12 protein-coding genes and 1 pseudogene are annotated in these 15,049 nt (G+C 35.8%); 5 read left to right on the plus strand and 8 right to left on the minus strand.

Features of this window, described 5'->3' with window-relative positions; translation table 11 throughout:
• The 5 genes from ACIQ2S_RS05230 to ACIQ2S_RS05250 all read left to right on the plus strand — a co-directional run.
• Positions 1-442 (plus strand): c-type cytochrome (locus ACIQ2S_RS05230; RefSeq protein WP_396173565.1); only part of this gene is annotated, 442 nt, incomplete at its 5' end.
• Between the two features lie 52 nt (positions 443-494).
• The gene (ccoG, locus tag ACIQ2S_RS05235; RefSeq protein WP_396173567.1) at positions 495-1,916 is read left to right on the plus strand and encodes a cytochrome c oxidase accessory protein CcoG; all 1,422 of its coding nucleotides are present in this window, start codon (positions 495-497) and stop codon (positions 1,914-1,916) included.
• A gap of 57 nt (positions 1,917-1,973) precedes the next feature.
• Complete coding sequence (locus tag ACIQ2S_RS05240) at positions 1,974-2,420, plus strand: FixH family protein (protein WP_396173569.1); 447 nt, start codon at positions 1,974-1,976, stop codon at positions 2,418-2,420.
• A gap of 45 nt (positions 2,421-2,465) precedes the next feature.
• A complete protein-coding gene (locus ACIQ2S_RS05245; protein WP_396173571.1) occupies positions 2,466-3,170 on the plus strand; it encodes a sulfite exporter TauE/SafE family protein in 705 nt (234 codons plus the stop codon).
• A gap of 170 nt (positions 3,171-3,340) precedes the next feature.
• Positions 3,341-5,470 carry an elongation factor G gene (locus ACIQ2S_RS05250; RefSeq protein WP_396173575.1) on the plus strand — a complete coding sequence of 710 codons (2,130 nt, stop codon included), beginning with the start codon at positions 3,341-3,343 and terminating at the stop codon, positions 5,468-5,470.
• Positions 5,471-5,687: 217 nt separating this feature from the next.
• Here the strand turns inward: ACIQ2S_RS05250 and hemN are convergent, their stop codons facing one another.
• From hemN to ACIQ2S_RS05290, 8 genes and pseudogenes are all read right to left on the minus strand, one after another.
• Positions 5,688-7,046 (minus strand): oxygen-independent coproporphyrinogen III oxidase, encoded by a 1,359-nt coding sequence (hemN, locus tag ACIQ2S_RS05255; RefSeq protein ID WP_396173577.1) that lies wholly within the window; start codon positions 7,044-7,046, stop codon positions 5,688-5,690.
• A 179-nt stretch (positions 7,047-7,225) separates the two neighbouring features.
• The gene (locus ACIQ2S_RS05260) at positions 7,226-9,343 is read right to left on the minus strand and encodes a DUF349 domain-containing protein (RefSeq protein WP_396173579.1); all 2,118 of its coding nucleotides are present in this window, start codon (positions 9,341-9,343) and stop codon (positions 7,226-7,228) included.
• A gap of 126 nt (positions 9,344-9,469) precedes the next feature.
• The gene (locus ACIQ2S_RS05265) at positions 9,470-10,225 is read right to left on the minus strand and encodes a shikimate dehydrogenase family protein (protein WP_396173581.1); all 756 of its coding nucleotides are present in this window, start codon (positions 10,223-10,225) and stop codon (positions 9,470-9,472) included.
• Entirely contained in the window at positions 10,218-10,874 is a 657-nt protein-coding gene (locus tag ACIQ2S_RS05270; protein ID WP_396173583.1) for a VTT domain-containing protein, read from the minus strand. The genes ACIQ2S_RS05265 and ACIQ2S_RS05270 overlap by 8 nt, the downstream gene beginning before the upstream one ends.
• A 31-nt stretch (positions 10,875-10,905) precedes the next feature.
• Positions 10,906-11,880: a DUF368 domain-containing protein gene (locus ACIQ2S_RS05275; protein WP_396173585.1), complete on the minus strand. Its 975-nt coding sequence runs from the start codon at positions 11,878-11,880 to the stop codon at positions 10,906-10,908.
• A 72-nt stretch (positions 11,881-11,952) separates the two neighbouring features.
• Entirely contained in the window at positions 11,953-13,350 is a 1,398-nt protein-coding gene (locus ACIQ2S_RS05280; protein ID WP_396173588.1) for a tetratricopeptide repeat protein, read from the minus strand.
• Between the two features lie 153 nt (positions 13,351-13,503).
• Entirely contained in the window at positions 13,504-14,694 is a 1,191-nt protein-coding gene (locus tag ACIQ2S_RS05285) for an aspartate aminotransferase family protein (RefSeq protein ID WP_396173591.1), read from the minus strand.
• Between the two features lie 96 nt (positions 14,695-14,790).
• Positions 14,791-15,049: pseudogene (locus ACIQ2S_RS05290) on the minus strand (OstA-like protein); the annotation flags it as partial.

Here is a 15,049-nt window from a genome sequence, read left to right on the forward strand (position 1 = left end):
AAAATATAATTTAACCGCTCCTGATTTGATGGATAAAGATAAAGTTACGTTGTTAACGGATGCTCCGGCACTAGCGGTTGGTAAAAAATTATACGAAGTAAACTGTATCGCTTGTCACAGAGCAGATGGAGGTGGTTCTATCGGACCAAACCTTACAGATAACCAATGGATTTTGGGTGGTGGTATTAAAAATGTTTTTAATACATTGATGGAAGGTGGTAGAGAAGGTAAAGGAATGGTTCCATGGAAAGCAACAATAAAACCATCTGATTTACAGAAAGTTGCCAGTTATGTTTTGTCTCTTCAAGGAACAAATCCGGTTGATCCTAAAGTATCCGAAGGCGATGTTTGGGTAGATGAAAATGCACCCGATGCAACAATTGTTAAAGATTCTACGGTTACTGATACTACAAAAACAAAAGTAGCACCAGCAACTAAATAACAACTATAAAACCCGTTTCAAGCGGGATTTGTAAATTTTTCAATAAAAAGGTATGAGTAAGTTACCCGAAGAAAGTTTTAGAGACACAATCGGAACCATTGATAAAGAAGGTAAAAGAGCTTTTATCTATCCTAAGAAACCTAAGGGACCTTTTTATGATAAAAGGAAGCTGTTAAGTTATTTCTTACTTGTATTTTTAGTAGCAGCTCCTTTTATTAAAATTAACGGACATCAATTTTTGATGTTCAATGTATTGGAGCGACGCTTCAATATTTTCAGTTTTCCATTTTGGCCTCAGGATTTTCACTTATTTGTGATTTCCATGATTATCGGAGTGGTAGGGCTTGCACTTTTTACAGTTGTGTTCGGACGTATATTTTGTGGTTGGTTTTGTCCGCAAACCATTTTTATGGAAATGGTTTTTCGCAGAATTGAATTCTGGATTGATGGTGATCGAGGAGCTCAAATTCGTTTACAAAAGCAAGAATGGAATGCCGAAAAGATTCGCAAAAGAGTGACTAAATGGATTGTCTTTTTTATTATATCTTTCCTAATTGCAAATGTTTTTTTAGCCTATTTGGTTAGTAGTGACCGATTGTTGCTCATGATTAAAGAAGGTCCGGCTTTGCATACCAGTACATTGATTGCATTATTGATTTTTACAGGAGTTTTTTATTTTGTATTTGCATGGTTTAGAGAACAAGTGTGTATTATTGCTTGTCCCTATGGTAGAATGCAAGGAGTATTATTAGATAATAAATCCATCAATGTTGCCTATGACCATGTTCGAGGGGAAAAAGAGTTAGGAAGAGCAAAATTCAACAAGCAAGAAGACCGAGCTGCTACCGGAAAAGGTGATTGCATTGATTGTAAATTATGTGTACATGTTTGTCCTACGGGTATTGATATTCGTAACGGTACCCAATTAGAATGCATCAATTGCACCGCGTGTATGGATGAATGCGATACAATGATGGAAAACGTTGGACTGCCGAAAGGGTTGATTCGTTATGCAAGTGAAGACAAAATTGTAAAAAAAGAAAAATTCCAATTCACAACCCGAATGAAAGGCTATACCGCTGTTTTAGTTATTTTAATTGGAGTGTTAGTAGGAATGCTTTTCTTGCGAAATGATGTTGAAGCAACTATTTTGAGACTACCTGGACAATTGTTTGAACATAAAGGAGAAAACATCAGTAATGTTTATACGTATAAAATCATAAATAAAACAACTAAGGAATTCAATGAAGTAACATTTAAATTAGTGGATCCCAAAGGTGAAATTATATTGGTTGGAAATCCTCAAGTAAAAGTAAAACCCGATGCTATTGCAAAAGGAACACTATTTATTGAAATAAATCCCGCCTATATTGAAGGCGATAAAATCAAATTGAAAATTGAAGTGTATGAGGGTGATGTATTAATTGAAACTACAACAACCAATTTCATGGGACCAAGAAGCTTTAATCAATAATCGTTGCTTTAGCTAACTTTCATCGGACTTTAGTCCGATGTATTAAAAACATAAAAAATGAAAATAAACTGGGGAACAGGAATTGTCATTGCATTTGGACTTTTTATGACCTTTATTCTATTCTTTGTATTTAAAGTACAATCGGATAGTAAATATGACAATGAATTAGTAGTAGAAGAATATTACAAGCAAGAACTCAAATTTGAAAATCAAATGCAAAAGGAGCAGAATGCAAGTAATATGTCTGAAAAAATTGAAATTAAAACCTCGGAAGAAGGAATTAAAATAACATTTCCATCCGATTTAGATGTAACCTTAGTTAAAGGAAAAGTGTCCCTTTACCGACCGTCAAACAAAAAGCTGGATTTTGAAGTTCCGATTTCCCTATCCGGTTCACATTTGCTCATACCTAAAAGTACTTTGGTTGGCGGTCGTTGGGACATTTCTATTGATTGGACCTACGACGGAAAAGAATTTTTAAATAAAAAAACAATTTATTTTTAAAAGTAAAGGGTAAATAATAAAAGTAACCAATAACCCGTAACTCGTATGCTTTACACCGCAGTACTTTTTGGCTTGATCAGCAGTTTTCATTGCATTGGAATGTGCGGTCCAATTGCTATGATGTTGCCTGTTGATCATAATAATCCCACCAAGAAAGTACTGCAAATCATGTTGTATCATTTGGGACGCTTGACGGCATACGGAATGTTAGGACTATTTTTTGGAATGTTAGGGAAAGGTCTTTTCCTTGCCGGATTACAACAGCAATTGTCCATTGCAGTGGGAATTTTTATGATTGTTTTTGTTGTAGTGCCGGAAAGGACTTTGGCCAAATACAATTTCTCGAAACCGGTGTACAAGCTTATTTCAAAAGTAAAAGCACATTTAGGAGCACAATTCAAACGGAAATCACCCGACGCCTTATTTACCATTGGATTATTAAATGGCTTTTTGCCGTGCGGAATGGTTTATGCAGCACTTTTTGGAGCCATTGCCATGCAAAGCGAACTTTTAGGCGTTGCTTACATGGTTTTGTTTGGAATTGGCACGATTCCCATGATGAGTGCTGTGGTGCTTATTTCGAATTTTATAACTGTACCTGTTCGCAATCGTATTCAACAATTAATTCCTGTTTTTGTAATTGCTATAGGTGCTTTGTTCATCATGCGAGGCATGGGATTGGATATTCCTTATATTTCACCTAATACAACAAGTTTACTTGTACAGGCAAATCCGGACTGTCATAATTAATTACTTTTTTTACTATTTTTTTTGCACTAATTTTCTCCTTGTGGTTTAAAAATTAGTGCCTTTTATATTTCTATTGTCTTAAAATTAAAGTAGTAAACTGATTAATATCATATTTTTTTTTCGTAAAAATTTCGAAATTTATGCTATAATAATTTTTAAATAGTTGTAGTATGACAAATTTTGATATAAATCATGTGAAAAATGTGGTATTGCTTGGACACACGGGTAGCGGTAAAACCACCTTGGCAGAATCGTTGCTTTTTGAAGCTGGAATTATTAACCGTAGAGGAACGGTTGAAGATCAGAATACGGTAGGAGATTATTCTGATATGGAACATGAAAAAGGAAAAACGCTATTCTCCAAACTGATGAACTCCAAATGGAGAGGATACAAAATTAATATTTTAGACACGCCCGGTTATGATGATTTATCGGGCGAAATTATTTCTGCCATGCGAGTGGCAGATTGTGGTTTGATGTTGCTCAATTCCAAAATGGGCGTTGAAGTGGGCACTGATATCATTTGGCAGTATACCAATGATTTCAAACTCCCCGTAATTTTAGCAGTCAATCATTTAGATAATGATAAATCGGATTTTGATCGAACCATTACTGAAGCAAAAGAACATTTTGGTAATCAAGTGGTAATTGTTCAATATCCCGTAAATCAAGGAGAACAATTTGATGCAGTCATTGATGTGTTGAATATGGTGATGTATAAGTATTCAAAAAATGGAGGTAAGCCTGAAAAAATGGCTATACCGGATGCAGAAAAAGAAAAAGCCAATCGCTTGCATCAGGAATTAATTGAAACCATTGCCGGTAACGACGAAAATTTGATGGAAAAATACTTCGATAAAGGTGAATTAGACGAGGACGAAATGAAACTAGGTCTGCATCATTCACTTATTAAACATGAACTATTTCCTGTTTTTTGTCTTTCTGCAAAATTAAATATGGGTACCGGACGATTGATGGGATTTATTGATAATGTATGTCCGTCCGCTTTTGAAATGCCCAAACAAAAAACCATTGACGGACAAGAAATTACTTGCTCCGACAAGGGCAACAAAGCCATTTTTGTTTATAAAACAGTAACAGAACCGCATATTGGTGATTTAAGTTTCTTTAAAGTTCTTTCGGGAACAATCAAAGTAGGTGATGAGTTGACCAATGAAAACACCGGCCAAGTGGAAAAAATAACCCAGTTATTTGAAATGGAGGGAAATAAGAGAATTCCTGTGGATGAACTGGTTGCCGGTGATATCGGTGCTACACAAAAGCTAAAAAATACACATACAAATAACACACTACATCAAAAAGGGTTTCCGATAGAAATCGTACCGATTCAATTTCCTAATCCAACCTATACAATAGCGGTTGAAGGAACCAAAAAAGGAGAGGAAGAAAAATTATCTGCTGCTTTGCATCAATTGGTCGAGGAAGATCCCTCTATCCGAGTGGAAGTTTCTGCCGAATTACGCCAGACGTTGATTCATTGCCAAGGTGAATTACATTTAGCTGTAATCAAATGGAAATTGGAAAATGCACAAAAACTTTCCGTTCGTTTCCAAAAGCCAAGAGTAGCTTATCGCGAAACCATTCAAACCGAAGCAGAAACCGTTTACCGCCATAAAAAACAATCGGGCGGAGCGGGACAATTTGGTGAAATAGCCATGAAAATTGAGCCTTGGTATGACGGTATGCCTGAGCCAACCGGTGTTTCAATACGTGGAAAAGAAGAAATTGATTTGGCGTGGGGCGGGAAACTAGTGTATTATAATTGTATAGTAGGCGGTGCAATTGATGCACGTTTTCATCCATCCATCCTGAAGGGAATTATGGAAAAAATGCAACAAGGTCCTCTCACGGGTTCACACGTTCAAGATGTTCGCGTCATCGTATTCGACGGAAAAATGCACCCGGTAGACAGCAATGATTTGTCTTTTAAAATTGCAGGAATGATGGCCTTTAAAGAAAACTTCATCAATGCAAGCCCAAAACTTTTGGAGCCTATTTATAAAGTGACTATTACAGCTCCTGAGGAGATTACCGGGGCAATTATGAGCACCATCCAATCACATCGTTCAATGGTGGAGGGAATGGACGCCGAAGGCCATTTTACGATTATCAAAGCCCAAATTCCAATTGCTGAAATGCATGAATTTACAAACGACTTACGTTCGCTTTCGCAAGGCAGAGCCCGAATTGCAATGGAGTTTGATCATTATGAAGCGGTAGCCTATGAAATTCAAAGTAAGTTAGTTGCAGAATTTCAGAAAGAAGTAGTTGAAGTGTAATAATTAAGATGGATGAGATGCTGAACTTTCAGTCATGCGAAGTGGCTTGTCCTGCTGAACTTGTATCAGCATCTCATTAATATTCACAGATAAACTGTAAAAAAAGTTAGGTTTGATAGATAACTTCATATGTTGCTATTTCATTTCTGAACAAATAAAAAGTAAACGCCCGATTTATTTTCGGGCGTTTTATCTTTTAAAGGTGCTTTTATAATAACTACACCGTCATCGAAAACAACTGCGTGCTCGGGATATTTCGAGTCATTCGCAAATCGAAGGCCATGCAAATGTTTCGTACAAATGCTTTTCCTTTATCGGTTACAGTAATGGCATTTTCAGTTATTTGAACCAAACCATCATTTTTCATTTCTTGTAATCGTTCGATAACTTCCGGTAGTTCAGAAAAGTAAGTCCCATATTCAGCCCAAGTCGTGTGAAATTGGCACATTAAATTCAAAATATGTTTCCGAATAATCAAATCTTCTGCAGTCAAAATGTGTCCTCTAAATACCGGTAACTCATTCTGTGCCAATAAATCATAATATTCTTCAAGAGTTTTGACATTTTGAGCAAAACTGAACCAGCTGTCACTAATAGAAGAGACGCCTAATCCAATCATCACTTGCGTTTTTGAAGAGGTATAACCCATAAAATTTCTATGTAATTTCCCTTCTTTAAATGAATGATACATGCTGTCTGTTCCCAACGCAAAATGATCCATTCCTATTTCATGATAGCCTTTTTTAGAAAGGTGTTCTTTACCTAGTTCATATAAAAGTCGCTTTTCGTCATCTTTTGGTAAGTCTTCATCTTTGAAACCACGCTGGCCGTTTCCTTTAATCCATGGCACATGAGCATAACTGTAAAATGCTAATCGATCCGGTTGTAAGGAATTCGTTTTATCAATGGTATCGATAACCTCCGCTATTTTTTGAAATGGCAGACCAAATATTAAATCATGACCAACAGAGGTGTAGCCAATTTCTCGTGCCCAAAAAGTTACTTTGGCAACATTGTGAAACGACTGGATTCTATGAATAGCTTTTTGAACGTTCTCAGAGTAGTCCTGAACACCAAAACTAACTCTTCGAAAACCTAAATCAAATAATGTTTGAAGATGTTTACGCGTTGTATTGTTTGGATGACCTTCAAAACTAAATTCATATGCTTCATGTTTTTTTGCTGTTTCAAATAATCCGTTTATTAATCGTTTCAGATTTTCAGGGGCAAAAAAGGTAGGGGTTCCACCACCCAAATGGATTTCTTTGATGATTGGTTTTTTGGGTAACAACTCACAGTATAATTCCCATTCTTTTAAAACGGCTTCAATGTAAGGGTTTTCAACTTCGTGTTGTTTGGTAATACGTTTGTTACACCCACAAAAGGTACACAAACTTTCACAAAACGGTAAGTGTATGTATAAGCTAATACCCTCTGAACTATTGCTATCTGCAAAGGAATGAATCAATGTTTCTTTCCATTTTTCGAGTGAAAAGTTTTTTTCATCCCAATAAGGAACCGTTGGATAACTTGTGTATCGCGGACCAGGAACATTATATTTTTGAATCAGTGACATTTATTATTTCTTTAAACTGTAAAAAAGTTTTGACTTCAATACATCTAATTTCTTTATAGATTTGTATAATTCTACTAAGAATTATAGGTCAAAGATATTTGAGTAATCCTTACAAAAAAATGATAATTGTCATAACAAAAAAAACCGACACATGGGTCGGCTTTCTGTTTTATAGTATCTTACTCATGAGAGATATTTCGCAATTGCTTTAGTTTATCTCGCCATGTTTTCAGTTCGTCCTTGTGTTTTTCAATATTTTTAAAAACTTCTTTTACCATAGGATTGTCCTTTTTGGCATGTGTAAAGAATTGAATATTGTTTTCTAATTGGAAGATTTCTGATTGTAATTCGTCAATTTTACGCATGATGAAGATTTTTTCTCCTTCCAACTTACGAGAATCATCTGCACCGGCTAGTTGGCCTAGCTTATTAGAAAAACGCATCATGTCGCTTTCTTTTTTACTCATACTAAGTTTTTCAAATAAGGCATCGAGAATTTTGTTGAATTTACCTTCAATATGTCTTCTTGAAAAAGGTACTTTTCCATACGATTTCCATTGTTCGATATGAGCTTTTATTGCGTCTAAATCAGTTTTATGATCGCCAACCAATTGAAATTCTTTCAATTGCTCTAAATATTCTTTTTTCTTATCAAAAGCTTCAATTTCTTCTGAATTAGCCTCGTTTCGAGTCGCTTTCATTCGGTCGAAATACTGATTGCAGGCATCTTTAAACTCTTTCCAAACCTTATCAGAATATTTTCTTGGAACGTGACCAATTTGTTTCCATTCCTCCTGAATTTGTTTCATCAATGGAGTAGTGGCAGCAAAATCTTCACTTAAACTCATGGCTTTAGCTTTTTCAACTAAAGCATTTTTTTTGTTTAAATTGTCATTTTGTTCCTTTTTAATGTCTTTGTAAAAGGAATTTTTATGTGAATTGAAGTTGCGAACGGCAGTTTTGAATTCAGTCCAAGTAGCTTCGTTTACTTCGCTCGGCACTTTACCTGCAGAGAAAAAGGCATTGCGTAAGGCTTCCACTTTTTCAATCAACCCTTGCCATTGCGAATGCACGCTTACCTCTTCTTTTGCTAAGGCTTCAATTTGAGAAATAATTTCCTTTTTGATTTCTAAATTGGCTGTTTCTCTTTCGCGTTGTGTAGCAAATAATCCTTCGCGTTTGTCATGCATTTGTTTGGTCAATACACTAAACTGATTCCAGATTTCTTCGCGGTGTTCGCGATCAACCGGACCAATTTCTTCTTTCCAAATGCGGTGCAAATCTTGCAGTTCTCTAAAAGCTTTTGCAATATCAACTTCAGTTACCAATTCTTCCACACGAGCAATGATTTTTTGCTTTAGTTCCAAATTGTGTTTGAAATCTAAGTCACGAGCTTCGCGGTCTAAATGCAAATAATCGTAAAAATTCTCTACATGAAAATGGTAATTGTTCCAAACATGGTTGTATTTATCGCGGGGAATCGGACCGATATTTTTCCACTCATCTCTCAGTTCATTGAAGTGTTTTAACGTGTCTTTGATGTTTTCTTGCGGATTGATTAAGTTCTTAATCTCCTCTACAATTTCCAATCTACGATTTAAGTTTGCTTGTAAATTGTTTTGTAAACTTTTAAAATGAGCGTTTTGCTTTGATCTTATTTGTTTGTAATAGGTATCAAATTTAGATTTTAAAGGTAAGTGGTATTCAAACTCTTCCGTTGCATCCGGATTTTCCGCATGAAATTCATCCTTTTTTTCTTCGATGAAATGATTGTATTTGTTTAAAAATTCTTTTTTTAATTCTTCTAAATGTTCTCTAACCGACATTACTTTTTCAACTTCGGCTAATTTTTCCAACTCATCCACTAATGCATCCATTGACATTTCAGAATAATCGAGCATCGGAATGTCGTGACGGTGTTTTAATGTTTCATCTTCACTTTCTTCGGCATTCGATTCCGCAATCGCATTTAATGCTTCTTGGTGATTGCTTTCCACAGGATTGCTGTTTGCAAGTTCTTCAACAGAAAGAGTAATGGTAGTTTCACTTGTAACAGTTTCGATGGCAGGAGTTTCCTCAACTGTTTCTGTGGCTGCTTCTTCAGCAACTTCAGTAACAATTTCTATTGGATCTTCTACCTCTTCGGTTACTTCCGATACTTTTTCCTTAGTTTCAGGTTGGGCTTTTTCAAGGTTTTCTTCAACTGCTTCTTGCGTTTCATTTTCAGAAACATTTTCTAAGGCTCCGTCTGTCTCATTTTCACTTGGAGACAGGTTATCATTCTTTTCTTCTAACATTGTACGAATGTGTGAGGTTTATAAAATAGGTGGAAAGATACTAAACAGCGGTTAATATTCAAAGAAATACCATTTTTAAAACAATTTTTTTCAATGAAATTGGAGCTTTACTCTGAAAACAGAAAATTATGATTCGTTTGAAGCAGACTTATTCCAAATTCTCCAGCTTTTTTCAGCTTGTAGTTCAAGCATTTCGTAACCATTTTTAATCATGGCTCCTTTGGCTTTGGCAAACTTTAAAAATGTTGTTTCTTCCGGGTTATAAATCAAATCGAATGCGATGTGTTCTGGTGAAAAATAGTCGTAGGGAATGGGCGGAAACTCTTCTACCAACGGAAATGTTCCCAATGGTGTACAATTGATTATTATTTGATAGTTGTCAAAAGTAGTTGCGTTGATATATTTGTAATCCAGAGCATTTTCAGTTTTACCTCTAGAGACAAAAGTGTATAAAATGCCGAGTTCTTGCAAAGCAAAGGCAACTGCTTTGGAGGCACCGCCTGTTCCTAAAATCAAAGCTTTTTGATGATGTGGCTTTAGCAGAGGTTGTAGTGATTTTTTAAATCCATAGCAATCCGTATTGTAACCTTTTAATGTTCCTTTCTTGGTGAATTTGATGCAATTGACAGCTCCAATTTGAGTGGCTTTCTTAGATGATTTATCCAGATAAGGAATGATTTTTTCTTTGTAAGGAATTGTAACGTTAAGTCCTGCTAAATCTGGATTTTCACGAAGTAATTTTGGAAATTGAGCGATTGTGTTCAAATCAAAGTTTTCATAAGTATAACCCGCGAGGTCACTCTTTTCAAACTTTTCGGTAAAGTATTTTTTTGAAAAGGAATAACTGATGTTTTTGCCTATTAGTCCAAATCGTTTATTCATTTTTTGCTTTCTTGCTTATGAAAAGTTGTTTGAGAAGGGGAAGGTTGGCTACAATAATAATTAGAATAATAAATTTTTCTAAATGTTCTTTGACATACTCAATTTGACCTAAAAAATAGCCTAATAAACTAATCAATGCCACCCAAAGAACCGCTCCTATGAAACTAAATTTTAAAAAGGTTTTGTAAGGAACATTTGTTGCACCGCTTAAAAAAGGGACGATAGTGCGAACAACAGGTATAAAACGGGCTATGATGATTGAATTTCTACCATTTTTTTCAAAAAACTCTTGGGCACGTTTGATATGACTTTTTCGAATGATGAATGTTTTTTCACTGTTTAAAATGAAAGTCCCAAATCTGCGACCTACATAATAATTAACGTTGTCACCCAAAAGAGCGGCTATAATTAATAAAGGGATAACAATTGTAATGTCTAATTCGCCTCGAGCAGCAATCATTCCAATAGCAAAAATTAAAGCATCTCCAGGAAGAAAAGGCATTAAAAAGGACATCACAATTAAACCTGTTTCTGCAAATACCAAAAGAAACAAAATGGCATAAATCCAATTATCATATTTTTCAATGAGTTTTGAAAGTATCTGATCCGGCTGTGATAAAAATTTGAATACTAAATCCAGAAATTCCATTGTGTTTACTTTTGAATCAATTTAACCGGTGTTAGTTGGTTTCTTTCGAAAATTTGTTGCCTACTTTTTCTACAATAAAAATAGTTAAAAATCCGGCAATCATCAAACATATTGCAACGATTAATAGGTTATCACCTTCAAAATTTTGAGGTAATATACTCTTTTCCATGAACGCTACTTCCTTTCCATGCGAGTCAATTCGGGTCGAAAGTATTTTCTTCCATGGCCAAACCTTGTTTAAAGACCCTAACATAAATCCGGTTAATAACGCCATAGTAGTGTTTCTGTGATGGTCAAACATCCAATGTAACACTTTTGAAAACATTTTGATTCCGAGAATAGCTCCAATGGCAAAGGTTCCCAGTTTTAGAATCGATTGTAATAAAAGCGTTGTGTTAAATGATACTAATGCTTCTCTAAAAACATTAATTGTACCGATGACAACACTATAAGAACCCATTAATACCAATATGAATGCTCCGGAGATACCTGGAAGTATCATGGCAATTATTGCAATGAATCCTGATAAGAATAAATAGGGATAACTATCGGGTGATGCCACTGGTTCTACAATAGTGATATAATAAGAAACAACGGTTCCAATTGTAAAAGAGAGGATGGTTGGTAACGAAAATTTAGTTATTTCTTGACCTACAAAATAGATACTTGCTAGTACTAAACCAAAAAAGTACGACCATACTAAAATGGGTTGCGTTTCCAATAAATACGTGATAACTTTTGAAAACGAAAGTATACTGATAGCAATACCGGAAAGTAAAGCCAATAAAAAATTACCGTTGATTTGCTGCCAGGCAATTTTAAAGCCATTTTTTTTCCATGATGGGAAAAAGGAAAAATCTACTTTATTGATGGTATCGATTAGTTCTTGGTAAATACCCGAGATGAATGCTATTGTACCACCCGAAACACCGGGAACTACATCGGCTGCTCCCATGGCAAGGCCTTTAAGTGTAATCAAAAAATAATCAGGGAATAATTTTCTCATAAAAAAAGCGTTCCGCTTTTGGAAACGGAACGCAAATTATGGATTTTTTTTTAGAAATCTACCGAAATGCAATTAAGATTTCAAATGTTTTAGTATCACATTTTGCACCACTTTTCGATCCCAAACCACAGGGAACAATTCTTCTAAAAGCGAACGATTTATTGCGTTCAAACGCAGTGCGTTAAGTAAATGTGTTTTACCTTTTGTATTTTCTTGCAACATATAATGCATGCCAGCGAGTCGGTATTCAATTTCAAATTCATCAGGAAAATATTCAGCGGCTTGTGTTAGTGTTTTGATGGCACTGTCAAATTCGCCTAAAAACTGCATGATGTCCACCCAAAACAACCAAGTGTCTAATTGATAGTCGCCAAATTCTACTGCTTTTCGATAGCCGTATTCTGCTTCTTCAAAAAAGTTCATTTGTTTGTTAATAGTTGCATAACGCTTCCAATACATTTGGTTTTCGTTGTCAATTGCAATTGCTTTGTTTACATAAAACAAGGCTTTTTGGTAGTTTTTCTGCCGCAAATAAAAATCAGTAATTGCAATCCAACCTTTGTCTAACAGCGGATCTTCGTGAACGGTTTTATTGTAATATTTTATTGCTTCTGCTTTATTGCCTAATTTTTCGTGACATTTACCTATTCGCAAAAGGGCATAAGAAGTAGCATCTTCTAATTCGATTGTTTTTTCAAAACTTTCAATAGCTTCTTCATATCTTTTCAATTTTTCCAAAGCTTTGCCTTTTTCCATGTGGGCACCCACAAAAAAATCATCAATTAAAGTAGCATAATCAAAGCAACGCAAGGCGTTTTCATAATTTTTGATGCTATAACTCAATCGACCTTGTTGGTGCCAAGCAATTTCGCTGTACGGATTTTTGTCGATATAGGAGTTTAAGTAGTCTATTGCCTCCACATGTTGGTCTAAAAATTCAAAACAGTACACTACATTATATAGTGCTGATTGGTCTTCGATATCTTCTTCCAGACATTTGATGAAATTTTCTTTGGCCAATTCTAAATTGTCTAAAAAGAGGTATTCCATTCCCATCAGATTATAGACATCGGCATTATCGTCGGTAAATTTCAAAGCAATTTCTAATTCTGCAATGGCCAATTCGTGTTGGTCACGTTTGGAATAAATGTTTGCTTTTTGAATGTAGATTTCTTCGTTAGTAGGTTCGATTGCGTAGAGCTCGTTTAACAATTTTTCAGCTAGTTCGAGCTTATCATCATAAATCAACATTTCAATTTGAACCAGCTTTAAACCGGTTGATCTTGGATGTTGTTCGAGTGCTAATTTTAAGGCTTTTTTTGCTAGAGATGCCTTTCCAATGTCCAGATAATGAAGAATGATGTCCTCGAATTCTTCTGAATCAAAGAAAAAAACTTTGTTGGTTTTTAACATTGATTCAAACCTGGATAAGGATACGTTGTAATCGTCTTCTTCGTGACTTAAATGCATACTCAGTATATTTAAAATTATCCTCTCCTAAATTAGTCAAGGATGCGTCTGATTTTTAATTGGTTGCTTGTTTGTTGTAAACAATTTATTAACAATTTTTAGGGCCTAGTGATTAGTCCTTAGTAAATAGTCCTTGGTCCTTAGTGCTTATTATTACTTATTATCTTTCAGAACTTCATCCAATGCTTCCAAAATAATTGCACAGCCTTCTTTTATTTCTTCTTCGGAAATGGTTAGGGGCGGTGTAATGCGAATGGCTCGACCTTCAAAAAGCAACCAAAATAGAATCAATCCCTTGTCTTGGCATTTGAAAATCACCTCATTCGTTATTTCTGCAGTTGGAACCATTGCGGCTAACATCAATCCTTTTCCTCGTACTTCTTCTATCAAAGGATGTACCAAAAGCTTTCGAAACAGCTTTTCTTTCACCAAAGTCTGCGGAATTAAGTCCGTTTCTGTCACTTCTCGTAGTGTCGCCAAACATGCTGCCGCTATGACAGGGTGTCCGCCAAACGTTGTAATGTGTCCTAATTTTGGGTTGTCGCTCAATAAATCCATGTATTCCGGTTTGGCTGTAAAAGCTCCAACGGGCATTCCGCCACCCATTCCTTTGCCCATAATGACGATATCTGGAACTACTTCATAGTTTTCAAAACCGAATAGTTTTCCGGTTCTGCCAAATCCGGGTTGAATTTCATCTACAATTAGTAAAGCACCTACTTCTTCGCAACGTTCTTTTACTTTTCTAAGAAAACCGTTTTCAGGTTGAATAAAACCTGCCCCGCCTTGGATGCTTTCTACAATAATTCCTGCAGTTCGTGTACTGATTTTTTGAATATCCTCTTCGTTGTTGAAGGTAATAAAATCTACATCGGGAATCAATGGACGAAACACTTGCTTGCGTTCTTCAAATCCCATCACGCTCATCGAACCCATGGTGTTGCCGTGGTAGGCATTGTGACAGGAAATCAATTGACTTCTTCCCGTTACACGTCGGACCAGTTTTAACGCACCTTCCGTAGCTTCGGTTCCTGAGTTGACTAAATAGGTTTTCTTTAGTGGTTCTGGCATATGTTCTGCCAAAAGCTTGCAAAACTCAACTGCTGGGTTTTGAGCATACTCGCCGTAAACCATTACATGCGAATATTTGTCCAATTGGTCTTTGATTGCCTGATTCACACGCGGGTGTTGGTGACCCAAACTACAAGCGGAAACACCTGCTACAAAATCCAAATATTTTTTACCATCGGTGTCATAAATATAGGAACCCTTGGCATGTGAAACTTCCATTGCCAAAGGATAGGGTGAGGTTTGTGCTTGGTATTTAAGGAATTCTTCTTTCATTTTTAGGGTTTCGAGTTGCGAGTTGCGGGTTTCAGGTTTCAAGTTTCAAGTTTCAGGTTTCAGGTTTCAGGTTTCAACCCAGGACTCGACATTGTTTTAGCTGCTTTTCTTCTCCTCTTTATACTCTAGTGTCTCTTTGCGGACTTCCATCGGAACAGCTTCATTTGCTTTTTCTTTGGCCGTTTCTTTTTTCATTAAATCCTCATATTCATTTTCTTCGGGAGGAAAAATATCTTCTTTCGATTTGATTCGTTCGTCGCCACGCCAAATGAATCCCTTCAGTTTTCTTGCATTCTCAGGAAGTTCGGCTTCGGGATAAATATCGCCATCCACTTGTTTAAAAAAGGTAATGGTA

This window comes from Flavobacterium sp., from assembly GCF_044371705.1.
Lineage (GTDB): Bacteria > Bacteroidota > Bacteroidia > Flavobacteriales > Flavobacteriaceae > Flavobacterium.

Bases quoted from the DNA above. Each gene is read 5' to 3' on its own strand.
- ccoG (WP_396173567.1), top strand. From the start codon at position 495: ATGAGTAAGTTACCCGAAGAAAGTTTTAGAGACACAATCGGAACCATT.
- ACIQ2S_RS05240 (WP_396173569.1), top strand. From the start codon at position 1,974: ATGAAAATAAACTGGGGAACAGGAATTGTCATTGCATTTGGACTTTTT.
- ACIQ2S_RS05245 (WP_396173571.1), top strand. From the start codon at position 2,466: ATGCTTTACACCGCAGTACTTTTTGGCTTGATCAGCAGTTTTCATTGC.
- ACIQ2S_RS05250 (WP_396173575.1), top strand. From the start codon at position 3,341: ATGACAAATTTTGATATAAATCATGTGAAAAATGTGGTATTGCTTGGA.
- hemN (WP_396173577.1), bottom strand. From the start codon at position 7,046: ATGTCACTGATTCAAAAATATAATGTTCCTGGTCCGCGATACACAAGT.
- ACIQ2S_RS05260 (WP_396173579.1), bottom strand. From the start codon at position 9,343: ATGTTAGAAGAAAAGAATGATAACCTGTCTCCAAGTGAAAATGAGACA.
- ACIQ2S_RS05265 (WP_396173581.1), bottom strand. From the start codon at position 10,225: ATGAATAAACGATTTGGACTAATAGGCAAAAACATCAGTTATTCCTTT.
- ACIQ2S_RS05270 (WP_396173583.1), bottom strand. From the start codon at position 10,874: ATGGAATTTCTGGATTTAGTATTCAAATTTTTATCACAGCCGGATCAG.
- ACIQ2S_RS05275 (WP_396173585.1), bottom strand. From the start codon at position 11,880: ATGAGAAAATTATTCCCTGATTATTTTTTGATTACACTTAAAGGCCTT.
- ACIQ2S_RS05280 (WP_396173588.1), bottom strand. From the start codon at position 13,350: ATGCATTTAAGTCACGAAGAAGACGATTACAACGTATCCTTATCCAGG.
- ACIQ2S_RS05285 (WP_396173591.1), bottom strand. From the start codon at position 14,694: ATGAAAGAAGAATTCCTTAAATACCAAGCACAAACCTCACCCTATCCT.